23 protein-coding genes are annotated in these 22,909 nt (G+C 64.1%); 21 read left to right on the top strand and 2 right to left on the bottom strand.

All coding sequences use genetic code 11. The annotated features are described in order from the left end of the window. Nucleotides 1-71: 71 nt before the first annotated feature. From ACIPZF_RS11445 to murB, 7 genes are all read left to right on the top strand, one after another. Complete coding sequence (locus ACIPZF_RS11445) at nt 72-2,297, top strand: DNA internalization-related competence protein ComEC/Rec2 (protein ID WP_400798962.1); 2,226 nt, start codon at nt 72-74, stop codon at nt 2,295-2,297. A gap of 68 nt (nt 2,298-2,365) precedes the next feature. Then, a complete protein-coding gene (locus ACIPZF_RS11450; RefSeq protein ID WP_016391244.1) occupies nt 2,366-3,001 on the top strand; it encodes a MotA/TolQ/ExbB proton channel family protein in 636 nt (211 codons plus the stop codon). Next, the gene (locus ACIPZF_RS11455) at nt 2,998-3,432 is read left to right on the top strand and encodes an ExbD/TolR family protein (RefSeq protein WP_400798965.1); all 435 of its coding nucleotides are present in this window, start codon (nt 2,998-3,000) and stop codon (nt 3,430-3,432) included. The genes ACIPZF_RS11450 and ACIPZF_RS11455 overlap by 4 nt, the downstream gene beginning before the upstream one ends. Continuing rightward, on the top strand, nt 3,432-4,442 hold the full coding sequence (gene lpxK / locus ACIPZF_RS11460) for a tetraacyldisaccharide 4'-kinase (RefSeq protein ID WP_400798968.1): 1,011 nt from the start codon (nt 3,432-3,434) through the stop codon (nt 4,440-4,442). Before ACIPZF_RS11455 ends, lpxK begins: the two co-directional genes overlap by 1 nt. 43 nt (nt 4,443-4,485) lie before the next feature. Then, nucleotides 4,486-4,671 carry a Trm112 family protein gene (locus ACIPZF_RS11465; protein WP_003247142.1) on the top strand — a complete coding sequence of 62 codons (186 nt, stop codon included), beginning with the start codon at nt 4,486-4,488 and terminating at the stop codon, nt 4,669-4,671. Next, entirely contained in the window at nt 4,668-5,432 is a 765-nt protein-coding gene (gene kdsB / locus ACIPZF_RS11470) for a 3-deoxy-manno-octulosonate cytidylyltransferase (protein ID WP_400798970.1), read from the top strand. Before ACIPZF_RS11465 ends, kdsB begins: the two co-directional genes overlap by 4 nt. A gap of 5 nt (nt 5,433-5,437) precedes the next feature. Beyond that, nucleotides 5,438-6,445: a UDP-N-acetylmuramate dehydrogenase gene (gene murB, locus ACIPZF_RS11475; RefSeq protein ID WP_400798973.1), complete on the top strand. Its 1,008-nt coding sequence runs from the start codon at nt 5,438-5,440 to the stop codon at nt 6,443-6,445. Between the two features lie 152 nt (nt 6,446-6,597). On the opposite strand, the gene rne is transcribed toward murB, so the two are convergent. After that, entirely contained in the window at nt 6,598-9,798 is a 3,201-nt protein-coding gene (gene rne, locus ACIPZF_RS11480; RefSeq protein WP_400798975.1) for a ribonuclease E, read from the bottom strand. 743 nt (nt 9,799-10,541) lie between these two features. On the opposite strand from rne, the gene rluC reads away from it, so the two are divergent. Genes rluC through ACIPZF_RS11495 form a run of 3 tightly spaced genes read left to right on the top strand, consistent with a single transcriptional unit; the run spans nt 10,542 to nt 13,190 of the window. Next, a complete protein-coding gene (gene rluC, locus ACIPZF_RS11485; RefSeq protein WP_400798978.1) occupies nt 10,542-11,498 on the top strand; it encodes a 23S rRNA pseudouridine(955/2504/2580) synthase RluC in 957 nt (318 codons plus the stop codon). Next, nucleotides 11,488-12,162 carry an HAD family hydrolase gene (locus tag ACIPZF_RS11490; RefSeq protein ID WP_400798981.1) on the top strand — a complete coding sequence of 225 codons (675 nt, stop codon included), beginning with the start codon at nt 11,488-11,490 and terminating at the stop codon, nt 12,160-12,162. Before rluC ends, ACIPZF_RS11490 begins: the two co-directional genes overlap by 11 nt. A gap of 2 nt (nt 12,163-12,164) precedes the next feature. Then, the gene (locus ACIPZF_RS11495; RefSeq protein ID WP_400798983.1) at nt 12,165-13,190 is read left to right on the top strand and encodes a S49 family peptidase; all 1,026 of its coding nucleotides are present in this window, start codon (nt 12,165-12,167) and stop codon (nt 13,188-13,190) included. A 6-nt stretch (nt 13,191-13,196) separates the two neighbouring features. Here ACIPZF_RS11495 and ACIPZF_RS11500 read toward each other — a convergent pair whose 3' ends face one another. Beyond that, nucleotides 13,197-13,775 carry a Maf family protein gene (locus ACIPZF_RS11500; RefSeq protein ID WP_400798986.1) on the bottom strand — a complete coding sequence of 193 codons (579 nt, stop codon included), beginning with the start codon at nt 13,773-13,775 and terminating at the stop codon, nt 13,197-13,199. A gap of 96 nt (nt 13,776-13,871) precedes the next feature. On the opposite strand from ACIPZF_RS11500, the gene ACIPZF_RS11505 reads away from it, so the two are divergent. The 11 genes from ACIPZF_RS11505 (at nt 13,872) to ACIPZF_RS11555 (ending at nt 22,895) form a co-directional block, all read left to right on the top strand. Beyond that, a complete protein-coding gene (locus ACIPZF_RS11505) occupies nt 13,872-14,399 on the top strand; it encodes a YceD family protein (RefSeq protein ID WP_400798989.1) in 528 nt (175 codons plus the stop codon). Nucleotides 14,400-14,412: 13 nt separating this feature from the next. Further along, nucleotides 14,413-14,595 (top strand): 50S ribosomal protein L32, encoded by a 183-nt coding sequence (gene rpmF / locus ACIPZF_RS11510; protein WP_346613720.1) that lies wholly within the window; start codon nt 14,413-14,415, stop codon nt 14,593-14,595. Between the two features lie 3 nt (nt 14,596-14,598). After that, the gene (gene plsX / locus ACIPZF_RS11515; protein WP_400798992.1) at nt 14,599-15,609 is read left to right on the top strand and encodes a phosphate acyltransferase PlsX; all 1,011 of its coding nucleotides are present in this window, start codon (nt 14,599-14,601) and stop codon (nt 15,607-15,609) included. 127 nt (nt 15,610-15,736) lie between these two features. After that, nucleotides 15,737-16,675, top strand: a complete 939-nt coding sequence (gene fabD, locus ACIPZF_RS11520) for an ACP S-malonyltransferase (protein ID WP_400798995.1) — start codon at nt 15,737-15,739, stop codon at nt 16,673-16,675. A 16-nt stretch (nt 16,676-16,691) separates the two neighbouring features. Then, nucleotides 16,692-17,432, top strand: coding sequence for a 3-oxoacyl-ACP reductase FabG (gene fabG / locus ACIPZF_RS11525; RefSeq protein WP_387527323.1), 741 nt, complete (start codon nt 16,692-16,694; stop codon nt 17,430-17,432). Between the two features lie 203 nt (nt 17,433-17,635). Continuing rightward, the gene (gene acpP / locus ACIPZF_RS11530; RefSeq protein WP_008096410.1) at nt 17,636-17,872 is read left to right on the top strand and encodes an acyl carrier protein; all 237 of its coding nucleotides are present in this window, start codon (nt 17,636-17,638) and stop codon (nt 17,870-17,872) included. A 174-nt stretch (nt 17,873-18,046) separates the two neighbouring features. Beyond that, nucleotides 18,047-19,291 (top strand): beta-ketoacyl-ACP synthase II, encoded by a 1,245-nt coding sequence (gene fabF, locus ACIPZF_RS11535; RefSeq protein ID WP_400798999.1) that lies wholly within the window; start codon nt 18,047-18,049, stop codon nt 19,289-19,291. After that, nucleotides 19,291-20,106 carry an aminodeoxychorismate lyase gene (gene pabC / locus ACIPZF_RS11540; protein ID WP_400799001.1) on the top strand — a complete coding sequence of 272 codons (816 nt, stop codon included), beginning with the start codon at nt 19,291-19,293 and terminating at the stop codon, nt 20,104-20,106. Before fabF ends, pabC begins: the two co-directional genes overlap by 1 nt. A gap of 4 nt (nt 20,107-20,110) precedes the next feature. Continuing rightward, complete coding sequence (gene mltG / locus ACIPZF_RS11545) at nt 20,111-21,274, top strand: endolytic transglycosylase MltG (RefSeq protein WP_400799004.1); 1,164 nt, start codon at nt 20,111-20,113, stop codon at nt 21,272-21,274. Nucleotides 21,275-21,283: 9 nt separating this feature from the next. Then, nucleotides 21,284-21,916, top strand: a complete 633-nt coding sequence (gene tmk, locus ACIPZF_RS11550; protein WP_400799007.1) for a dTMP kinase — start codon at nt 21,284-21,286, stop codon at nt 21,914-21,916. Continuing rightward, entirely contained in the window at nt 21,909-22,895 is a 987-nt protein-coding gene (locus ACIPZF_RS11555; RefSeq protein ID WP_400799009.1) for a DNA polymerase III subunit delta', read from the top strand. The genes tmk and ACIPZF_RS11555 overlap by 8 nt, the downstream gene beginning before the upstream one ends. Nucleotides 22,896-22,909: the final 14 nt, after the last annotated feature.

The following is a 22,909-nucleotide window of genomic DNA, read 5'->3' on the forward strand; positions in this document are numbered from 1 at the left end:
ATTGTTGAGCGAGCGTGCCCGGCTTTTCAGCTATGCCTGATTAGGCGATTGTGCTTCTGGAGCTCTACCTCATGCGCACAGGGATGTTTGCGCTCGCGCTCGGGCTGTTGTGCCTGGGCCTTCTTCCCCAGGTGCCATCGGTCGGATGGCTGTTGCTGCTGCTTGTCGGCGGGCTGGCTTGCCTGTGCACCCGGCTGTGGCCGGCGGGCTGTTTCGTGCTTGGATTGTGCTGGGCTTGCTGGTCGGCGCAACAGGCCGTGGATGATCGCCTGGCACCCGACCTGGATGGCCGCACCCTGTGGTTGCAGGGCAGGGTGGTCGGGTTGCCGACCGGCACCGGGCAGGGCGTGCGTTTCGAGCTCGAGCATCCCCAGTCACGCCGCGCCGAGTTGCCGCAACGTCTGTTGTTGAACTGGTTCGAGGGGCCGCCGGTGCGAACCGGTGAACGTTGGCGGCTGGCGGTCAGCCTGCAGCGCCCCGCGGGGTTGCTCAACCCGCATGGCCCGGACCGTGAGGCGCAGCTGCTGGCGCGGCGGGTCGGCGCGACCGGCACGGTCAAGGCAGGCCATGTGCTGCAGGCCAGCAGCCGGGGTTGGCGGGATACGCTGCGCCAGCGTCTGCTGGCTGTCGATGCCAACGGCCAGGCGGGCGCTCTGGTGGCCTTGGTGCTCGGTGATGGCGCCGGGCTGGCGCGGGACGACTGGCGAGTGCTGCAGGCGACCGGCACGGTACACCTGCTGGTGATCTCGGGGCAGCACATCGGCCTGGTCGCCGGCCTCTTCTATGCCCTGGTCGCAGGCATGGCGCGGTGGGGGCTGTGGCCTGCAAGGTGGCCCTGGCTGCCATGGGCGTGCGGCCTGGCGCTGACGGCGGCATTGGCATACGGCTGGCTGGCCGGTGCCGGCGTGCCCGTGCAGCGCGCCTGCCTGATGTTGGCAGTGGTGATGCTCTGGCGGCTGCGCTTTCGTCATCTGGGGGCATTCGTGCCGTTGCTGATGGCTATCAACGGGGTGTTGATCGTCGACCCCCTGGCACCGTTGCTGCCAGGCTTCTGGCTGTCGTTCGCGGCAGTGGCGATCCTGGTGTTCTGCTTCAGCGCCCGGCTCGGCAGATGGCGACCTTGGCAGGCGTGGAGCCGCGCCCAGTGGGTGATCGCCATCGGCTTGCTGCCGGTGCTGCTGGCCACCGGTTTGCCCGTCAGCCTGAGTGCGCCGGTGGCTAACCTGTTGGCCGTACCGTGGGTCAGCCTGGCGGTATTGCCGCTGGCTTTGCTCGGCACCTTGCTGTTGCCGCTGCCTGGCGTGGGCGAGGCCTTGTTATGGCTGGCGGGCGGCTCGTTGGATGTCCTGTTTCGGGTGCTGGCCTGGGTGGCCGACTGGCGGCCTGCGTGGGTGCCGCCCGCGCTGCCGGGGTGGGCCTGGCTGCTGGTCTGCCTCGGCGCGCTGCTGGTGTTGTTGCCGGCCGGTTTGCCGCTGCGGGCGCTGGGTGGGGTCATGCTGCTGGCCTTGTGGGTGCCCCGTGAGCCGGTCATGCCGGGGCAGGTCGAAGTCTGGCAGCTGGACGTAGGCCAGGGCCTGGCAGTGTTGCTGCGCACGCCCGGTCACAGCCTGCTGTACGACGCCGGCCCGGCGCGGGGCGATAGCGACCTGGGCGAACGGGTGGTCCTGCCGACGCTGCGCAGGCTGGGCGTGCGTGAGTTGGACGTGATGCTGATCAGTCATGGCCATGCCGACCACGCAGGCGGGGCGCTTGCGGTTTTTCGCGGGGTGCCGGTCGGCCAGGTGTTCGCCGGCGAGGCTCAGGACTTGGCCGCAGATCTTGCGGCCCGGCCTTGCTCCAGTGGCGAAAGCTGGGAGTGGGAGGGCGTGCGCTTCGCGCTTTGGCACTGGGCGCAAGGGCAGAGCAGTAATGATCGCTCCTGTGTATTGCTGGTCGAGGCCAATGGCGAGCGGCTGCTGCTGGCCGGCGACCTGGAGGCGGGCGCCGAGCAGGCCTGGCTGGCGGCAAACGATACCCCCGCCGTCGACTGGTTGCAGGCGCCACACCATGGCAGTCGCACGTCGTCGACCGAGGCCTTCATTCGGGGTGCGGCGCCACGTGGGGTGTTGATTTCGCGGGGGCGCAACAATGGCTTCGGCCATCCCCATGCGCAGGTCATCGAGCGCTACCGGCGCCATGGCCTGGCGATCCACGACACGGCAGTGCACGGGGCGTTGCGCCTGGTGCTGGGCAGCCACGGCGAGGTCCACGGGCTGCGGGCGCAGCGGCGCTTCTGGCGTAGCCAGGCAATTCCCTGACCTTCGGCAGATGAGGCCCCGGCGCGCGTATGGTAGAGTGGCGGCCTTTTTCCAAAGGGGCGTTTACTGTGTGGGAATTGGTCAAGTCCGGTGGTTGGATGATGCTGCCGATCATTCTGAGTTCCATCGCTGCCATGGCTATCGTCGTCGAGCGCCTGTGGACCCTGCGCGCCAGCCGCGTCACCCCGCCGCACCTGCTGGGCCAGGTATGGATGTGGATCAAGGACAAGCAGCTCACCAGTGACAAGCTCAAGGCCTTGCGCGCCGATTCGCCGCTGGGCGAGATCCTTGCCGCCGGCCTTGCCAATTCGCGCCATGGTCGCGAGATCATGAAAGAGTGCATCGAGGAAGCCGCCTCGCGGGTCATCCATGAGCTCGAACGCTACATCAGCACCCTCGGCACCATCGCCGCCATGGCCCCGCTGCTCGGCCTGCTCGGCACCGTGCTGGGCATGATCGATATCTTCAGTGCCTTCATGGGCTCGCAGATGACCGCCAACGCCGCCGTTCTGGCCGGTGGCATCTCCAAGGCCCTGGTCACCACGGCCGCCGGCCTGATGGTCGGTATCCCGGCGGTGTTCTTCCACCGCTTCCTGCTGCGCCGCATCGATGAACTGGTGGTGGGCATGGAGCAGGAAGCGATCAAGCTGGTGGAAGTGATCCAGGGCGACCGCGAAGTCGAAGTGGCCGGAGGCAAGGCGTGAAGTTCCGGCGCAATCGCCAGCGGGAGAACGTCGACATCAACCTCGCGTCGCTGATCGATGTGGTGTTCGTCCTGCTGCTGTTCTTCGTGGTCACCACCACCTTCACCCGCGAGACTCAGCTGCGCGTCGAGCTGCCCGAGGCCACCAGCGCCGAGCAGCCGCCAGCGGACCAGGACAAGCTGGTGGAAGTCACCATCAGTGCCGACGGTGTGTATTCGGTGAACAACCACCTGCTGCCCAAGAGCGACCTGGCCACCCTGAGCGAGGCGATCGAACGCGAGTCCGGCGGTGACAACACGCTGCCGCTGGCGATCAGCGCCGATGGCAAGACCCCGCACCAGGCCGTGATCACTGCGATGGATGCCGCCGGCAAGCTCGGTTTCAGCCAGCTGCGCATGACCACCGTCGAGGCTGCCCAGGGGACACCTTGATGGCGCTGGCCGACCGTCTGCTAGCCGCCTGGTACGCCGGGCATCCGGCCTTGGCCGTATTGCGTCCGCTCGAGGCCTTGTATCGCCGTGTGGTCACGCGCAAGCGCGCACGTTTTCTCAGTGGCGAGAGCGCCAGTTACCGCGCCCCGGTGCCAGTCATCGTGGTGGGCAACATCACGGTTGGTGGTACCGGCAAGACGCCTATGATTCTCTGGCTGATCGAGCATTGCCGACGCCAGGGGCTCAAGGTCGGTGTAGTCAGCCGGGGGTATGGCGCCAAGCCACCGCAACTGCCCTGGCGGGTGGCGGCGCATCAGAGTGCCGAACAGGCCGGCGATGAACCGTTATTGATCGTTCAGCGCACCGGGGTGGCGCTGATGATCGACCCTGACCGCTCGCGCGCCGTGCAGGCGTTGCTGGCCAGCGAGCCGCTGGACCTGATCCTGTGCGACGACGGCATGCAGCACTACCGTCTGGCGCGCGACCTGGAGCTGATGCTGATCGACGCCGCCCGTGGCCTGGGCAATGGCCGCTGCCTGCCCGCCGGGCCCTTGCGCGAGCCAGCCGAGCGCTTGCAGGCGGCCGATGCCGTGCTGTTCAACGGAGCCAGCGGCGATTGTGCAGACGGCTTCGCTTTCAGCCTGCAGCCCAGCGCCCTGGTCAACCTGCGTAGCGGTGAGCGCCGCAGCCTTGACCTCTTTCCCGCCGGCCAGCGTCTGCACGCGGTGGCCGGCATCGGCAACCCGCAACGTTTCTTCAATACCCTGCTGGGGCTAAACTGGCAGCCGGTACCGCACCCCTTCGCCGACCACGCGCAGTTCAGCGCGCAAAGCCTGGCGTTCAGCCCGCCGCTGCCGCTGGTGATGACCGAGAAGGATGCGGTGAAATGCCGGCCCTTCGCTGCCGACGACTGGTGGTACCTGGCCGTCGAGGCGCAGCCCACGCCGGCCTTCTGCGACTGGTTCGATGGTCAGCTGCACCGCTTGCTGCCAGGGCATCGTACGCCCTGACCCCGTACTCAATTTCCGGCCACCTGGCCTCAAGGATGCTTCCATGGACACCAAACTGCTCGATATCCTCGCCTGCCCGATCACCAAGGGCCCGCTCAAGCTCAGCGCTGACAAGACCGAGCTGATCAGCAAGGGCGCAGGCCTGGCCTACCCGATCCGCGACGGCATCCCGGTGATGCTGGAAAGCGAGGCGCGTACCCTGACCGACGACGAGCGTCTGGACAAATGAGCCTGAACTTCACCGTGGTGATTCCCGCCCGGCTGCGTTCCACGCGCCTGCCGGGCAAACCCTTGTTGCTGATCGCCGGCAAGCCGATGGTGCAGCATGTCTGGGAGCAGGCGCGCAAGAGTGGTGCCAGTCGCGTGGTCATCGCCACCGACGACACCAGTATCTTCGAGGCCTGCCAGGCCTTCGGCGGCGAAGTGCTGATGACCCGCGCCGACCATGAGTCGGGCACCGACCGCCTGGCCGAAGTGGCCGCGCAGCTTGGCTTGGCTGCCGATGAGATCGTGGTCAACGTCCAGGGGGACGAGCCGCTGATCCCGCCGGTGATCATCGATCAGGTCGCCGCCAACCTGGCCGCCCACCCCGAGGCCGGCATCGCCACGCTGGCCGAGCCGATCCATGACCCGGAAACCGTGTTCAACCCCAATGCCGTTAAAGTGGTCAGCGACAAGAACGGCCTGGCCTTGACTTTCAGCCGTGCACCGCTGCCGTGGGCGCGCGATGGGTTTGCCAAGGATCGCGGTCAACTGCCGGAGGGCGTGCCTTATCGTCGTCATATCGGCATGTACGCCTACCGCGTCGGTTTCCTCCAGGATTTCGTCAGCTGGGGCCCGTGCTGGCTGGAGCAGACCGAGGCCTTGGAGCAATTGCGCGCGCTGTGGCATGGCGTGCGCATCCATGTCGAGGACGCCATCGAGGCACCGGCCGTGGGTGTCGATACGCCCGAAGACCTGGAGCGCGTACGGCGCTTGCTGGAGGCTTGATACCCATGCAGCAGCAGGTATCGCTCAAGCCTTACAATACCTTTGGCATCGATGTGACAGCGCGCTACTTCACCGAGGCGCATAGCGACGACGAGGTGCGCGATGCGCTTGCGCAAGCGCGTGAGCTAGCGCTGCCCGTGCTGGTGATTGGGGGGGGCAGCAACCTCCTGCTGACCCGTGACGTAGACGCGCTGGTGCTGCACATCGCCAGCCGTGGCCGTCGCCTACTGAGCGATGAAGCGGGGCGGGTGGTGGTCGAGGCCGAGGCGGGGGAGCCTTGGCATCCGTTCGTGCAATGGTCGCTGCAACAAGGATTTTGCGGCCTGGAGAACCTCAGCCTGATCCCTGGCACCGTGGGCGCGGCACCGATGCAGAACGTTGGCGCATATGGGGTCGAGATCAAGGACGTGTTCGCCGGGCTGACGGCGCTTGACCGGCAGACCGGTGAGCTGCGCGATTTCAGCCTGGAGGAATGCGCGTTCGGTTACCGCGACAGTGCATTCAAGCGCAATCCGGGGCGTTGGATCATTCTGCGTGTTCGTTTTGCCTTGAGTCATAGCCTGCAGGCTCACCTGGACTACGGCCCGGTGCGTCAGCGCTTGGCCGAGCAAGGTGTGCAGCAGCCGAGCGCGCAGGCGATCAGCGATGCCATCTGCAGCATTCGCCGTGAGAAGCTGCCGGACCCGGCTGAGTTGGGCAATGCGGGCAGCTTCTTCAAGAACCCGGTGGTGCCTGCCGAGCTTGTGGCGCGCATTCGTGTGCATTATCCAGGCGTGGTGGCGTATCCCCAGGCGCATGGCCAGGAGAAGCTGGCGGCGGGTTGGTTGATCGAGCAGGCCGGGTGGAAGGGGTATCGCGATGGCGATGCCGGTGTGCACCGTCTGCAGTCGCTGGTGCTGGTCAATTATGGTCGGGCGAGCGGGGCGCAGTTGCATGGCCTGGCGCAGCGCGTTCAGGCGGACGTACTGGAGAAGTTCGGGGTTGAGCTGGAGATGGAGCCGAACTTGTATTGATGCGGGGTGCTTGGCGTAGCATCTGGGGTGTCACCGAAATCGAGCGCCGCGCGGGCGGCGCTCGGTCTCATAGGCGCTGAATTTCCTGAGCCGGACAAAGAAAAAGCCCCGCCAGTTCGCACTGGCGGGGCTTTTTCATTCAGCCGTGGCTATCAACCGTGATGAGGCTTTTGCTCATCGGCGGTTTCCAGCGCTGGCTCGCCAGCAGCAGCGGCAGCTTCCTGCGCGGCTTTGGCAGCAGCTTCGGCTTCACGCTTGCGGCGACGCACTTCACGTGGGTCGTTAGGCGCGCGACCGTTTGGCAGCACGACGGTAGCGGCTTCGACCACGGCCGGTGCTGGCGCTGGGGCAGGTTCGACAACCTCAGGCGCAGCTTCGACAGCAGCTGGTGCGGCCTCTGCAACCACTTCCGGCTGGGCTTCGACGACGACAGCGGCAGGCTGCTCGGCAACCGGCGCCTGTTCGACGACGACCGGTGCAGGCTCGGCTTCGCCAGCTTCGACGGCAGGCGCTTCGACCGGGGCTTGAGCAGGCGCTTCGGCGACCACGACCGGCTCAGCTGCGGGGGCCTCTTCGGCAACTGGCTGCGGCGCTACTTCTACCACAGGCTCGGCGCTGGCTTCGATCACGGCGACAGGTTCGCTGACCGGCTGCTCGACTACCGGTGCGATGGCGACTGCTTCGGCCTGGGCTGGCGTTTCAACCTGCTCGGCCGGCTGAGCGGCTTCGCTGTTGTCGGTAACGGCTGCTTCGGCGCTGGCGCGTTCGGCCTGCTGGTTGGCTTCGGCTTCGGCGCCAGCACTGATGTTGCTGCTGGCAACTGCCGCGGTGACGGCAAGGCCCGCAGCCAGTTCTGCACCCAGCGCGGTGGCCTGGTGCTGTTGCGGCTGCTCGTCGCTGCCTTCTTCTTCGCTGCCGTCGATCAGCTCGCCATTGGCGTTGCGCTGGCGTTCACGACGATTGCTGCGGCGACGCTGGCCACGGGAGCGGCGACGTGGACGCTCGTCATCGGAACCTTCCTGCTCGTCCTGCAGCAGCTCTTCGTTTGGCAGTTGCTCTTCAGCCAGCTCGGCAGCCTTCTGGGTGGCCTCTTCGCTGTCACGAGGTTGGCGCTCTTCACGCGGTGGGCGTGGTTGGCGTTCTTCGCGAGGTGCACGTTCTTCGCGTGGAGCACGTTCTTCGCGAGGTGCACGTTCTTCACGTGGTGCACGTTCTTCACGTGGTGCGCGTTCTTCACGAGGAGCACGCTCTTCGCGTGGGGCACGCTCTTCACGAGGTGCGCGTTCTTCACGGGCAGCAGGTGCAGCGTCCAGAGGCTCGCGCAATTCGCGCACGCGCTCTTCGCGGTTGCCGCGACGGTCTTCACGTGGCTGGCGTGGAGCACGCTCTTCGCGTGGTGCACGTTCTTCACGAGGTGCGCGCTCTTCACGCGGTGCACGTTCTTCGCGAGGCGCACGCTCTTCACGTGGAGCACGCTCGGCACGTTCTTCGCGCGGCTTGCGCTCTTCGTCGCGGCGACCGTTACGGTTGCGGCTCTGCTGGCGACCGTTACGGCGCTCTTCGTTGCGCTGGGTGCGCTCGGCAGCTGGCTTCTCGGCGGCCACCACGGGTGCGGCAGCCGGTTCTTCCTTGCCGGCGAACAGGCTGACCAGCGACTTCACCAGGCCCTTGAACAGGCTTGGCTCCGGCACGCTTGGCGCAGGCGCTGCAGGGGCGGCAGGCTGCTGCGCTTCGGCTGCGCTCGGCACTGGGGCGTTGGCGCGGGCCGGGGCGGTCTTGACGGCGGCTTCCTGGCGAACCAGGGTGCGGGTAGCGGTCGGCTGCGGCGCTTCTTCGGTTTCGCTGGCGGCGATCTCGTAGCTGGACTGGTTGTTCAGCACTTCCGGGTTGTCGTCGCGCAGGCGCTGGACTTCGAAATGCGGGGTTTCCAGGTGATCGTTCGGCAGGATGATGATGCGCGCACGGGTACGCAGTTCGATCTTGGTGATCGAGTTGCGCTTCTCGTTGAGCAGGAACGCGGCAACCGGGATCGGCACTTGGGCGCGAACCTCGGCAGTACGGTCCTTCAGCGCTTCTTCTTCGATCAGGCGCAGGATGGCCAGCGACAGCGACTCGACGTCGCGGATGATGCCGGTGCCCGAGCAACGTGGGCAGACGATGCCGCTGCTCTCGCCAAGCGACGGGCGCAGGCGCTGGCGGGACATCTCCAGCAGGCCGAAGCGCGAGATGCGGCCAACCTGGACGCGGGCACGGTCGGCCTCCAGGCACTCACGCACGCGTTCTTCGACGGCGCGCTGGTTCTTCGCCGGGGTCATGTCGATGAAGTCGATGACGATCAGGCCGCCGATGTCACGCAGGCGCAGCTGGCGGGCGATTTCTTCGGCCGCTTCCAGGTTGGTCTGCAGTGCGGTTTCCTCGATGTCGCTGCCCTTGGTGGCGCGCGCCGAGTTGATGTCGATGGAGACCAGGGCCTCGGTCGGGTCGATCACGATCGAGCCGCCGGACGGCAGGTCGACGACGCGCTGGAAGGCGGTCTCGATCTGGCTTTCGATCTGGAAGCGGTTGAACAGCGGCACGCTGTCTTCGTACAGCTTGACCTTGCTGGCGTACTGCGGCATCACCTGGCGGATGAAGGTCAGGGCTTCTTCCTGGGCGTCGATGCTGTCGATCAGCACTTCGCCGATGTCCTGGCGCAGGTAGTCGCGGATGGCGCGGATGATGACGTTGCTTTCCTGGTAGATCAGGAACGGCGCGGCGCGGTCCAGGGATGCTTCCTTGATGGCGGTCCACAGCTGCAAGAGGTAGTCGAGGTCCCACTGCATTTCTTCGCTGCTGCGGCCAAGGCCGGCGGTGCGCACGATCAGGCCCATGTCGCCCGGCACGGTCAGGCCGTTGAGGGCTTCGCGCAGTTCGTTGCGCTCTTCGCCTTCGATACGGCGGGAGATGCCGCCAGCGCGTGGGTTGTTCGGCATCAGCACCAGGTAGCGGCCAGCCAGGCTGATGAAGGTAGTCAGGGCGGCGCCTTTGTTGCCGCGCTCTTCCTTCTCGACCTGAACGATGACTTCCTGGCCTTCGCTCAGGACTTCCTTGATGTTGACCCGGCCTTCAGGGGCTTTCTTGAAGTATTCGCGGGAGATTTCTTTCAGCGGCAGGAAGCCGTGACGTTCAGAGCCGAAGTCGACGAAGGCGGCTTCGAGGCTTGGCTCGATCCGGGTGATCTTGCCTTTGTAGATGTTGGCCTTTTTCTGCTCACGTGCGCCGGACTCGATGTCCAGGTCGTACAGACGTTGGCCGTCCACCAGGGCTACACGCAACTCTTCGGGCTGAGTTGCGTTAATCAGCATTCTTTTCATGTTGTACCGTCGGTTTCCGGGCTGCCGGAAACGGCGTTCGGCACACACGACTTCTCATGGTCGGTGCCAAGGTGCGCAAAGGGTGGCAGGGCCACCCCCGTGTCGAAGAACGTTCGGCACCAGCCGGTTGCCCAGCCTGCCGTTGTCGCGACGACGCGTCCTGTTTGCTGCGGTGCCAACCAGGCCCCGGTGGTTTCGAATTGGAATCCGAATCAACCAAGCGGGCCTCGTGCACTCAGTCAGGAGGAGGAATCAACCGCCGGCCGTGGACGCTCGAGGGCATCTGCTACACGGACCGAGGGCTGTGCATCTCCACCCTGCACGTATCCCTGATAATTCGGGTGCTGCCGCGCGCTGAATCCGCAACGGGTTGCATTTTTCGCCAGTTCCGGTTCAAGAACTGACGCCATTCATGTTCAAGGCAGGTATTTCCGAAGCATTCGCCGTGCGTTGCGTGGAAGCGACGGGCGGGCAGAGGTACGGCGAAAAGAAGCGGGTAAGCAGGTGAAACACCGCACTTGTCGTTTTTTTTCGGTCTTCTCTACACAGCGCTGGTGGCGATTCCAGGCAATTCGGTAAACTGGCGAAAACCCCGTAGGACGGCCTCGCGTCCTGGAGAATTGCGTTGGTCAGGGACCGGCTAAGGGCCTGGTGCCGCTGGCCTGCCGCTTATGGCGGCGTTCGCGACTATAGCAGTAATGATTAAGTGCTTCAATTCCATAAAAAATTGTTATGATCCCGCAATGACGACCAATACCCCTCCGACTTCCGGCGTTCAGCTGATCGAAGTCGCGCCGGAGCTTGCCGGCCAACGCATCGACAATTTCCTCATCACCGCGCTCAAGGGTGTGCCCAAGACGCTGGTCTATCGCATCCTGCGCAAAGGCGAGGTGCGGGTCAACAAAGGCCGCGTCAAACCTGAGTACAAGATCCAGGCCGGCGACATCGTGCGCGTGCCGCCAGTGCGCCTGCCCGAACGCGACGAGCCGGCGCCGGTGGCCCAGGGGCTGCTGCAGCGCCTGGAAGCCGCCATCGTCTATGAAGACAAGGCGCTGATCGTGATGAACAAGCCTTCCGGCATCGCCGTGCATGGTGGCAGCGGCCTGAGTTTCGGTGTGATCGAGGCGCTGCGCCAGTTGCGCCCGGACGCCAAGGAACTGGAGCTGGTGCACCGCCTGGACCGCGACACCTCGGGCCTGCTGATGATCGCCAAGAAGCGCAGCATGCTGCGCCATCTGCATGCCGCGCTGCGCGGTGACGGTGTCGACAAGCGCTACATGGCGCTGGTGCGTGGCCACTGGCCGACCTCGAAAAAGCAAGTCAACGCACCGCTGCTCAAGAGCAACCTGCGTTCGGGCGAGCGCATGGTCGAGGTGAACGAGGAGGGCAAGGAAGCGCTGACCCTGTTCCGCGTGCTGCGCCGTTTCGGCGAGTTCGCCACCATCGTCGAGGCGCGCCCGATCACCGGGCGTACCCACCAGATTCGCGTGCATACGCTGCATGCCGGCCACATGATTGCCGGCGACAGCAAGTACGGTGATGAAGACTTCAGTCGCGAGATTCGTGAGCTGGGTGGCAAGCGCCTGTTCCTGCACGCTTACGCCCTGACCGTGCCGCTGCCCGATGGCGGCGAGCTGAAGCTCGAAGCGCCGGTGGATGAGGTCTGGGCTAAAACCGTGGAGCGACTCAGTGCGCCGTGACTATGAACTGCTGATTTTCGATTGGGATGGCACCTTGGCCGATTCCATTGGCCGTATCGTCGAATCGATGAATGCCGCCGCCGAGCGGGCGGGCGAGGCGCCAAGCCAGGAGGATGCCGTCAAGGGTATCATCGGCCTGGCGCTGGATGAGGCCATCTCGACCCTTTATCCTCATCTCGATGCCGTGCAGGTGGCGCGGTTTCGTCAGCACTACGCCGACATTTATACGGCCCTGGATCAGCAGCCTTCGCCTTTGTTCGAAGGGGTGGTCGAGTCGCTGGATGCCTTCCGTGCCCAGGGTTACCGTCTGGCGGTGGCAACCGGCAAGGCTCGCCGAGGCCTGGACCGGGTGCTCAAGGCCAATGGCTGGGAGCAGTTCTTCGACATTACCCGCGCCGCGGATGAAACCCGTGGGAAGCCACACCCACTGATGCTCGAAGAGATCCTTGGGCATTGTGGCATCGAACCCGGCCGGGCACTGATGGTCGGAGATTCGGCATTCGACCTGCAAATGGCCAGCAATGCTGGCATGCATTCGGTGGCCGTGGGCTATGGTGCCATGTCGCTGCAGGCGCTGGCCGAGTTCGGTCCGCAGGTGTGCATCGAGCATTTTTCCCAGCTGCGCGAGTGGCTGGCCGGTTCCTCGCAATTCCAAGGTAGGTGAGCATGGTAGACGAGTGGAAAGCGCCCAGTAACGAAACGGAAGAGGAGCGCCTCGCTCGTGAAGATCGCGAGGAGGATGTTCGTGTCGAGCGCAAGAGTTGGAAGCTGCTCGAAAAGACCCTGCTGGCGGGTGTCCAGGAGCAGCGTCGAGCCAGGCGCTGGGGGATCTTCTTCAAGCTGCTGACCTTCGTCTACCTGTTCGGCATTCTTGCGCTGTTCCTGCCGTTCACCGATATGGACAAGGCCGCTTCGCGCAGTACCAGTCATACGGCGCTGGTGGAAGTGCGCGGGGTGATCGCCGACCAGGAGGCGGCCAGTGCCGATAATCTGGTCAAGAGCCTGCGCGAGGCATTCAAGGATCCCAAGACCAAGGCTGTGGTCATGCGTATCAACAGCCCGGGCGGCAGTCCGGTGCAGGCGGGTTACGTCTATGACGAGATCCGTCGTTTGCGCGGCGAGTATCCGGACATCAAGCTGTATGCGGTCATCGCAGACCTGGGAGCGTCAGGCGCCTACTACATCGCCAGTGCCGCAGACGAAATCTACGCTGACAAGGCCAGCCTGGTGGGCTCCATTGGGGTGACGGCGGCGGGCTATGGCTTCGTTGGTTCGATGGAGAAGCTGGGCGTTGAGCGACGCACCTATACCGCCGGTGAGCACAAAGCCTTCCTCGATCCGTTCTCGCCTGAGAAACCGGAAGAGCGGGCGTTCTGGCAGGGTGTGTTGAACACCACGCATCAACAGTTCATCGCCATGGTCAAGCAGGGGCGCGGAGATCGCCTGAAAGACAAGGAGCATCCGGAGCTGTTCAGTGGCCTGGTGTGGTCGGGCGAGCAAGCCAAGGCGCTGGGGCTGGTGGATGGTCTGGGCAGCGCCAGTTATGTGGCGCGCGAGATCGTCGGGGAGAAGGAGTTGGTCGACTTCACTGTCCAGGAGTCGCCCTTCGATCGTTTCTCCAAGCGCATCGGTGCCAGCGTTGCTGAGAAGCTGGCACTGTACATGGGGTTCCAGGGGCCTGCTCTGCGCTGATTCAGCTCAGGGGATCTCAACACCTTCCTTCGTCAGCATGTCCACCAGCCGAATCAGCGGAAGCCCGATCAGGCTGGTGGCGTCGCAGCCGTGGGTGCTTTTGAACAAGCTCACTCCCAGGCCCTCGGCCTTGAAGCTGCCTGCGCAATCGAGCGGCTGTTCGGCGCTGACGTAGCGTTCAACGCGCTCTCGATTCAATTCCCGCATCGTTACCGTGAATGGCACGCAATCGACCTGGCACTGCCCTGTGGCGCTGTTGAGCAGCGCCAGCCCGGTCAGGAAGGTAACCTGCTGCCCGCTGGCCTCCAGCAGTTGCTCGCAGGCACGCTCGAAACTGTGGGGCTTGCCGAGGATCTGTTCACCGAGCACGGCCACCTGGTCGGAGCCGATGATCAGGTGCCCCGGGTGGCTGCTCGCCAAGGCCTCGGCCTTTTGCCTGGCCAGGCGCCGCACCAGCTCGGTCGCCGGCTCGTCGGCCAGTCGCCGCTCGTCTAGGTCGGGGCTTGCCGAGGTGAAAGGCAGGCGCAGGCGCGCGAGCAGTTCGCGCCGGTAAGGAGAGCTGGAAGCCAGTAACAAAGGAAGCATGATAGACTCCTGATCAAGTGAACCAAATTCTAACATGTGAGATGCCGCCTAATTTCCTTTGACAGGGCCGGGGGGCATCCCTAGAATGCTGCGCCTATGTTGAATGACCCGATTCCACCTCACGTTGACCCGCGCAAATTAGCCGATCGTGGCGTAACCCTTAACGGTTCGCTGCAACTCGCTGATTTGGAAAGACTCTGCGACCCGCTTTCCGACAATGTCGGTACGGTGCAGGCGAAGTTCGATTTTGAACGAGACGAGCAGCACGCTGTGGTTATCCACACCGAGCTGGATGTCGAAGTCAAAATGGTTTGCCAGCGTTGTCTTGAGCTGGTCACCCTGCCGATCCATAGCGAATGTACTTACGCTGTGGTGAAGGAGGGTGCGAATACCCAGTCGTTGCCGAAAGGCTATGACGTGCTGGAACTGGGCGAAGATCCATTGGATCTGCAGGCCTTGATCGAGGAGGAGCTTCTGCTCGCCTTGCCCATCGTGCCTGCTCATCATCCGGAAGAATGCCAGCAGCCGGCGGGCGCAGACGAGCCCGATTCGAGCAAGGACGAGGTATCGCGGTCCAACCCGTTCAGTGTTTTGGCGCAGTTAAAGCGTGACCCAAACGTTTAGGAGTTAATCAATTATGGCTGTTCAGCAGAACAAAAAATCCCGCTCTGCCCGTGACATGCGTCGTTCGCACGACGCTCTGTCGGAAAACGCGCTGTCGGTAGAAAAAACCACCGGCGAAATGCACCTGCGCCACCACGTATCGCCAGAAGGCGTATACCGTGGTCGCAAAGTGATCGACAAGGGCGCTGACGAGTAATCCTTGTCCGCTCAGATCATCGCGATCGACGCAATGGGCGGGGACTTCGGTCCCCGCAGCATTGTCCAGGCTAGTATTGCCTGCCTCTCGGCCACACCCTCGCTTCACCTGACCCTCGTCGGTCAACCCTCCCTTCTGGAAGATCTTGTCAGCGGCCTCGCGGCTGCGGATCGCGCGCGCCTGCAGATTGCCGCTGCCAGTGAAGTGATCGGTATGGACGAGCGGCCTTCCCAGGCGTTGCGTGGCAAGCCGGATTCGTCGATGCGCATCGCCCTCGAACTGGTGCGTGACGGCAAGGCCCAGGCCTGTGTCAGTGCCGGCAATACCGGGGCGTTGATGGCGCTTTCGCGCTTCGTGCTCAAGACCCTGCCGGGCATCGACCGGCCAGCCATGGTGGCGGCGATTCCGACCCAGGCCGGGTATTGCCAGCTGCTCGACCTGGGTGCCAACGTCGACTGCAGTGCGGAAAATCTCTACCAGTTCGCCGTGATGGGTTCGGTGGCCGCGCAGGCGCTGGGTATCCATCGCCCGCGTGTGGCGCTGTTGAACATCGGCACCGAAGATATCAAGGGCAATCAGCAGGTCAAGCTGGCCGCCACGCTGCTGCAGAATGCGCGCGGCCTCAACTATGTGGGCTTCGTCGAGGGTGATGGCCTGTATCGCGGTGAGGCGGACGTGGTGGTGTGTGATGGCTTTGTCGGCAACATTCTGCTCAAGTCCAGCGAAGGCCTGGCAACCATGATCGGTGCGCGCATCGAAAAGCTGTTCAAGGGCGGTGTGCTGGCTCGTGCCGCCGGGGCCATGGCCATGCCGTTGCTCAAGCGCCTGCAGGCCGACCTGGCGCCGGCGCGGCACAATGGTGCGAGCTTCCTCGGCTTGCAGGGCATTGTCATCAAGAGCCACGGCTCGGCGGGTGTGCAGGGCTTTCAGAGCGCGATTCAGCGAGCGCTGATCGAGATCCAGGAAAACCTCCCGCAGCGGCTGCATGGCCGTCTCGAAGATTTGTTGCCTTAGGCATTTCGCCGATGAAGTGCTTAAATGTGACCGCTTGGTCTGGGTTTCCATCCAAGTTTTCAGATTCCGCGCCCGGCCCGAGGCCTGGCGCACCCTATCCGACGACAAGATCATAAGGGCTTGTTCAATGTCTGCATCCCTCGCATTCGTCTTTCCCGGTCAAGGTTCCCAGTCGCTGGGCATGCTCGCCGAACTTGGCGCTGAGAAGCCGGTAATTGTCGAAACCTTCAAGGAGGCTTCCGAGGCTCTGGGCTATGACCTGTGGGATCTGGTCCAGAATGGGCCGGAAGAGAAGCTCAATCAAACCGACAAGACTCAGCCAGCGATTCTTACCGCCTCCATCGCGCTGTGGCGTTTGTGGCTGGAGGAGGGTGGCGCGCAGCCGGCCTTCGTCTCCGGTCACAGCCTGGGTGAATACAGCGCGCTGGTTGCTGCGGGCAGCCTGTCGCTGAAGGACGCGGTCAAGCTCGTTGAGCGTCGTGGCCAGTTGATGCAAGAAGCCGTGCCCGCCGGTCATGGCGCCATGGCTGCGATCCTCGGCCTTGACGATGCCGTCGTGGTCGAGATTTGCGCTGAAGCCGCTGAAGATCAAGTGGTCAGTGCCGTCAACTTCAACTCGCCGGGCCAGGTGGTCATCGCCGGTAACAAGGCGGCTGTCGATCGCGCCATCGAGCTGTGCAAAGCTAAAGGTGCCAAACGTGCCCTGCCACTGGCCGTCAGCGTACCCTCGCACTGTGCGCTGATGAAGCCGGCCGCCGAGCGTTTCGCCGAGAACGTCAACGCCATCGAATGGAAGGCGCCGCAAATCCCGGTGGTGCAGAACGTGACTGCCGCCGTTGCTGCCGACCTCGACGCACTCAAGCATGATCTGCTGGCGCAGCTGTACCAGCCGGTACGCTGGGTCGAGTGTGTGCAAACCCTCGCCAAAAACGGTGCGGTCAACCTGGTCGAATGCGGCCCGGGCAAAGTCCTGGCTGGCCTGAACAAGCGCTGCGCCGACGGCGTGACCACCTACAACCTCAATACCCCTGACGCCGTCGCCGCCACCCGCGCGGCGCTGGCCTGAATTTGGAGAAGCTTGCATGAGCCTGCAAGGTAAAGTTGCACTGGTTACCGGCGCCAGCCGTGGTATCGGCCAGGCCATCGCCCTCGAGCTGGGCCGCCAGGGCGCGACCGTGATCGGCACCGCCACCTCGGCCTCCGGCGCCGAGCGCATCGCCGCCACCCTGAAAGAGCACGGCATCACCGGCACCGGCATGGAGCTGAACGTGACCAGCGCCGAGTCCGTGGAAGCGGTATTGGGCGCCATTGGCGAGCAGTTCGGTGCGCCGACCATTCTGGTCAACAACGCCGGCATCACCCGTGACAACCTCATGCTGCGCATGAAGGACGACGAGTGGTTCGATGTGATCGACACCAACCTGAACAGCCTTTACCGTTTGTCCAAGGGCGTGCTGCGTGGCATGACCAAGGCACGTTGGGGCCGTATCATCAGCATCGGCTCGGTCGTCGGTGCCATGGGCAACGCCGGTCAAGCCAACTACGCAGCTGCCAAGGCAGGCCTCGAAGGCTTCAGCCGCGCGCTGGCGCGTGAAGTGGGCTCGCGTGGCATCACCGTCAACTCGGTGACCCCGGGCTTCATCGACACCGACATGACCCGCGAGCTGCCTGAAGCGCAGCGCGAAGCGCTGCAGACCCAGATTCCGCTGGGCCGCCTGGGCCAGGCCGACGAAATCGCCAAGGTGGTTTCGTTCCTGGCATCCGACGGCGCAGCCTATGTCACCGGCGCCACTGTGCCGGTGAACGGCGGGATGTACATGTAACACCGCAACTCAATGTGACGGATTGGTTCAAAAAAGAGTCATACTCCGAGCCTAAAATCCGTTATAAAGCTGCAACCAGATTCCAGGCAGAGGGCAGGGTGACTAATCGGGAGGTGCGTTCCGCTTGAAAAGCGAACGTCTTCCTATAAACTTGGTCACCGGCCAGCTGCCTGACATATGTCCATTAGGAGTGAAAACTAGGTATGAGCACCATCGAAGAACGCGTCAAGAAAATCGTCGCCGAGCAACTGGGCGTCAAGGAAGAGGAAGTGACCAACGAGAAGTCCTTCGTCGATGACCTGGGTGCCGATTCGCTTGACACCGTTGAGCTGGTGATGGCTCTGGAAGAGGAATTCGAGACCGAAATCCCTGACGAAGAAGCCGAGAAGATCACTACCGTTCAAGCTGCAATCGACTACGTCAACAGCCACAAGGCCTAAGACGCAGTAGTCGTCGCTTCTTGACGAGAAAAACCGCACTGCCTTTACCGGCGTGCGGTTTTTTCTTTGCGAAGGCCCTGCGTCGATCAGCGGGCTTCGAGAGCTTGTTGCCATTTCATTCCCTTGCTTGAATGCAATGGCAAGAGACTCTGGTTATTAGAAAAGGAGAGTACTGTGTCGCGTAGACGCGTCGTGGTCACCGGTATGGGTATGCTGTCGCCACTGGGTACCGATGTACCGAGCACCTGGCAGGGCATTCTGGCTGGCCGCAGTGGCATTGGTCCGATCGAACACACGGACCTGTCTGCCTACTCCACCCGTTTCGGCGGCTCGGTGAAGGGCTTCGAGGTCGAGCAGTACTTGTCGGCCAAGGAGGCTCGCAAGCTTGACCTGTTCATTCAGTACGGCCTGGCGGCCGGTTTTCAGGCGGTGCGTAATGCCGGCCTGGAAGTCACCGACGCCAACCGCGAGCGCATCGGCGTGGCCATGGGCTCGGGCATCGGTGGCCTGACCAACATCGAAGACACCAGCCGTACCCTGCACGAGCAAGGGCCGCGGCGCATTTCGCCGTTCTTCGTGCCGGGTTCGATCATCAACATGATCTCCGGTTTCCTGTCGATTCACCTGGGTCTGCAGGGGCCGAACTACGCCATTGCAACCGCCTGTACCACCGGCACTCACTGCATCGGCATGGCTGCGCGCAATATCGCCTACGGCGAAGCCGATGTGATGATCGCCGGCGGCGCCGAAATGGCTGCTTGTGGCCTGGGCATGGGTGGCTTCGGTGCTTCGCGCGCGCTGTCGACCCGCAATGACGAGCCAAGCCGTGCCAGCCGTCCGTGGGACAAGGGCCGTGACGGCTTCGTGCTGTCCGACGGCGCGGGTGCGCTGGTGCTGGAGGAGCTGGAACACGCCCAGGCCCGTGGTGCGACCATCTATGCAGAGCTGATCGGCTTCGGCATGAGCGGTGACGCCTTCCACATGACCTCGCCGCCCGATAGCGGTGAAGGCGCCGCCCGTTGCATGGCCAATGCCCTGCGCGATGCCGGTATCCAGCCGGATGCGGTGAGCTACATCAACGCCCACGGCACCTCGACCCCGGCCGGCGATGTTGCCGAAGTCGCGGCGATCAAGCGTGTGTTCGGCGAGCACGCCTACAAGCTGGCGGTCAGCTCGACCAAGTCGATGACCGGCCACCTGCTGGGCGCCGCCGGTGCGGTAGAGGCGATCTTCAGCGTGTTGGCGATCAACAGCCAGATGGCGCCGCCGACCATCAACCTGGACGAGCCGGACGAAGGTTGTGACCTTGACTTCGTGCCACACGAGGCGCGCAGCATGCCGATCGATGTGGTGCTGTCCAACTCGTTCGGCTTTGGTGGCACCAACGGCTCGCTGGTGTTCCGCCGGTTCGCCGGTTGATGCACAGCTGGATCGACGGCCAGCCTGCGACTGCGGTCAACCTGCAGAACCGCGGCCTGGCCTACGGCGATGGTCTGTTCGAGACCATCGCCGTGCGCGGTGGCCGGCCCAGCTTGCTGGACGCCCACCTGGCCCGCCTGGCATTGGGCTGTGAGCGACTGGCTATCAATGTCGACCTGGCGCTGGTGCGCGATGAAATCCTGCGCTATGCCAGCCAGTTGGGTGACGGTGTCGCCAAGCTGATCCTTACCCGTGGCGACAGCCAGCGGGGTTATGCCCCGGTCGTAAGCGCCGCGCCGCGGCGTATCCTGCAGGGCAGTCCGCTGCCCAGCTATCCTGTCGAACATGCCGAGCATGGCGTGCGTCTTTTTCCTTGCCAGACCCGGCTCGGGGAACAACCGCTGCTGGCCGGCCTCAAACACCTCAACCGCCTGGAGCAAGTGCTGGCCCGAGCCGAATGGCAGGACAGCGAACATGCCGAAGGCTTGATGTGCGACGGGCAGGGCAGGGTGGTCGAAGGGGTGTACAGCAATCTTTTCCTGGTGTGCGACGGCGTGCTGCTTACCGCTGATCTCGGCCGCTGCGGCGTTGCCGGCGTGATGCGTGCGGCGTTGCTGGAGCAGGCGCAGGCATTGGCAATACCGGTGCAGGTGCGTGACTTGCCATTGGACGAGCTGGCGCAGGCGCAAGAGGTATTTGTCTGCAACAGCGTCTATGGGGTCTGGCCTGTGCGGGCATTTGCCGCGCTGAACTGGTCGCCGGGCCCGCTCACCCGTAAACTGCAGGCCGTTGCCCGTACGTTACTGGATACCTGAATTCGTGAGACGCAAATTCCTGCTGCTGCTGGAAATGGGTTTGATCCTGGCCGGCCTGGCGTTGGGCTGGTCGGCCTGGAAGGTCAACTCGGTGTTGGAGCAGCCCCTGCACGTGACGCAGGAGCGCCTGCTCGACGTGCCCAATGGCACCAACCCCAACCGCATGTTCTATCGCATGCAGAACGAGGGGCTGCTTGATGACGCCTTCTGGTTGCGCTTGTACTGGCGCTTCAATATGGCGGGTACGCCGCTGAAGACCGGCGAGTATCGCCTCACCCCTGGCATGACCGTGGAAGACCTGTTCGACGCCTGGCGCCGGGCTGACGTGGTGCAGTACAACCTGACCCTGGTCGAGGGCTGGACCTTCCGCCAGGTGCGTTCGGCGATCGCCAAGCACGAAAAGATCAAGCACACCCTCGACGGCCTCGCCGATTCCGAAGTCATGGACAAGCTAGGCCATACCGGGGTGTTCCCAGAGGGCCGATTCTTCCCTGATACCTACCGTTTCGTACGGGGCATGAGCGATGTCGAGCTGCTTCAGCAGGCCTACCTGCGCCTGGACGAAGTCCTGGCCAAGGAGTGGGCAGAGCGCACCACCGACCTGCCTTACCGCGACCCTTACCAGGCGTTGATCATGGCCTCGCTGGTCGAGAAAGAAACCGGCATCCCCCAGGAGCGCGGTCAGATCGCTGGCGTGTTCGTCCGTCGCCTGCGCCTGGGCATGATGCTGCAGACCGACCCTACGGTGATCTACGGCATGGGCGAACGCTACAACGGCCGGATCACCCGCGCCGACCTGCGAGAGCCGACCCCTTACAACACCTACACCATCAGCGGCCTGCCGCCGACGCCGATCGCCATGGTCGGGCGAGAGGCGATTCACGCCGCGCTCAACCCATCCGATGGCACCAGCCTGTACTTCGTCGCCCGTGGCGACGGCAGCCATGTGTTCTCCGACGACCTCGACGATCACAACTCGGCGGTTCGCGAGTTCCAGCTCAAGCGGCGCGCGGATTATCGGTCCAGCCCGGCACCACAAGCGCAGCCGGATGAGCAGGACGCACCTGCCGAGGCCGCGCCAGAGCCGGCTGAGCCCTCCGTTCAGGACCCGGCCCCGGCCAGCGAACCCGCTCCGGCCGAAACGCCGGCGCCTGACGAACAACATTAAGGACTGCCTGTGAGCGGCTTGTTTATTACCCTGGAAGGCCCCGAAGGCGCGGGCAAGAGCACTAACCGCGATTACCTGGCTGGACGCCTGCGCGAGCAGGGGCTGGATGTGCTGCTGACCCGCGAGCCTGGCGGCACGCCGCTGGCCGAAAAGGTCCGCGAGCTGCTGCTGGCGCCAAGCGACGAAACGATGGCCGCCGACACCGAGTTGCTGCTGGTGTTCGCTGCGCGCGCCCAGCACCTGGCACAGGTGATCCGTCCGGCGCTGGAACGTGGCGCCGTGGTGCTGTGTGATCGCTTCACGGATGCCACCTATGCCTACCAAGGCGGTGGCCGTGGCCTTTCAGTCGAGCGTATCGCCACGCTGGAACAATTCGTTCAGGGCGACCTGCGCCCCGACCTGACACTGGTGTTCGACCTGCCGGTGGAAGTCGGCTTGGCCCGAGCCGCCGCGCGTGGCCGTCTGGACCGCTTCGAACAGGAAGGCCAGGCCTTCTTCGAGGCTGTGCGCCAGGCCTATCTGCAGCGCGCCCAGCGCGAGCCGCAGCGCTACGACCTGCTGGATGCCGCTCAGCCGCTTGAAGCCGTGCAGCGCGCCATTGACGCGCTGTTGCCGAGCATTTTGGAGCGCTGCCGTGGCTGAGGCCTACCCCTGGCAGCAGGCGCTTTGGCAGCAGCTGGCCGGGCGTGCCCAGCATGCCCATGCCTACCTGCTGCACGGGCCGCAGGGTATCGGCAAGCGCGCCCTGGCCGAGCGCCTGATGGCCCGGTTGTTGTGCCAGCAGCCGCAAGGGCTGGATGCTTGCGGGCAGTGCAAATCCTGCCTGCTGCTCAAGGCGGGCAGCCACCCGGACAACTTCGTGCTGGAGCCGGAAGAGGCCGACAAGCCGATCAAGGTCGACCAGGTGCGTGATCTGGTGTCATTCGTGGTGCAGACGGCGCAGCTGGGTGGGCGTAAAGTCATTCTGATCGAGCCGGTCGAAGCGATGAACGTCAATGCCTCCAACGCCCTGCTCAAGAGCCTGGAAGAGCCCTCCGGCGATACCGTTCTGCTGTTGGTCAGCCACCAGCCGAGCCGCTTGCTGCCGACCATCAAGAGCCGCTGCCAGCAGGTAACTTGCCCGCCGCCCAGTTTGGCTCAGAGCAAAGCTTGGCTGGCCTCGGCGCTGGCCGATTGCGACGAGGCCGAGCGCGACGAACTGCTGGCCCTTGCCGCTGGCTCGCCGCTGATGGCGGTGAAGCTGCAGGCCCAGGGCGTGCGCGAGCAGCGAGCACTGGTCACTGACGGGGTGAAGAAGTTGCTCAAGCAACAGCAATCCCCCAGTCAATTGGCCGAGGCCTGGAGCAGCGTACCTTTGTTGTTGCTATTCGACTGGTTCTGCGACTGGTCGCACATGACCCTGCGTTATCAATTGACCCAGGACGAAGACGGCCTAGGCTTGGCTGATATGCGCAAGGTGGTGCAGTACCTTGCGCAAAAGAGCCGGCAAGCCAAGGTGCTCGAGGTTCAGGCGTGGATTCTCGAGCAGCGCCAGAAGGTGCTGGGCAAGGCCAACCTCAACCGCGTCCTGCTGCTGGAAGCCTTGCTCGCCCACTGGGTGCAGCTGCCGGGTTCCCGCTGATTTTCCATTTCTTC

Source organism: Pseudomonas sp. NPDC089752 (assembly GCF_044748725.1).
GTDB lineage: Bacteria > Pseudomonadota > Gammaproteobacteria > Pseudomonadales > Pseudomonadaceae > Aquipseudomonas.

Excerpts from the sequence above, each read along its gene's own strand:
- ACIPZF_RS11445 (WP_400798962.1), top strand. The coding sequence starts at position 72 with ATGCGCACAGGGATGTTTGCGCTCGCGCTCGGGCTGTTGTGCCTGGGC.
- lpxK (WP_400798968.1), top strand. The coding sequence starts at position 3,432 with ATGGCGCTGGCCGACCGTCTGCTAGCCGCCTGGTACGCCGGGCATCCG.
- ACIPZF_RS11465 (WP_003247142.1), top strand. The coding sequence starts at position 4,486 with ATGGACACCAAACTGCTCGATATCCTCGCCTGCCCGATCACCAAGGGC.
- kdsB (WP_400798970.1), top strand. The coding sequence starts at position 4,668 with ATGAGCCTGAACTTCACCGTGGTGATTCCCGCCCGGCTGCGTTCCACG.
- murB (WP_400798973.1), top strand. The coding sequence starts at position 5,438 with ATGCAGCAGCAGGTATCGCTCAAGCCTTACAATACCTTTGGCATCGAT.
- rne (WP_400798975.1), bottom strand. The coding sequence starts at position 9,798 with ATGAAAAGAATGCTGATTAACGCAACTCAGCCCGAAGAGTTGCGTGTA.
- rluC (WP_400798978.1), top strand. The coding sequence starts at position 10,542 with ATGACGACCAATACCCCTCCGACTTCCGGCGTTCAGCTGATCGAAGTC.
- ACIPZF_RS11495 (WP_400798983.1), top strand. The coding sequence starts at position 12,165 with ATGGTAGACGAGTGGAAAGCGCCCAGTAACGAAACGGAAGAGGAGCGC.
- ACIPZF_RS11500 (WP_400798986.1), bottom strand. The coding sequence starts at position 13,775 with ATGCTTCCTTTGTTACTGGCTTCCAGCTCTCCTTACCGGCGCGAACTG.
- ACIPZF_RS11505 (WP_400798989.1), top strand. The coding sequence starts at position 13,872 with ATGTTGAATGACCCGATTCCACCTCACGTTGACCCGCGCAAATTAGCC.
- rpmF (WP_346613720.1), top strand. The coding sequence starts at position 14,413 with ATGGCTGTTCAGCAGAACAAAAAATCCCGCTCTGCCCGTGACATGCGT.
- fabD (WP_400798995.1), top strand. The coding sequence starts at position 15,737 with ATGTCTGCATCCCTCGCATTCGTCTTTCCCGGTCAAGGTTCCCAGTCG.
- fabG (WP_387527323.1), top strand. The coding sequence starts at position 16,692 with ATGAGCCTGCAAGGTAAAGTTGCACTGGTTACCGGCGCCAGCCGTGGT.
- acpP (WP_008096410.1), top strand. The coding sequence starts at position 17,636 with ATGAGCACCATCGAAGAACGCGTCAAGAAAATCGTCGCCGAGCAACTG.
- pabC (WP_400799001.1), top strand. The coding sequence starts at position 19,291 with ATGCACAGCTGGATCGACGGCCAGCCTGCGACTGCGGTCAACCTGCAG.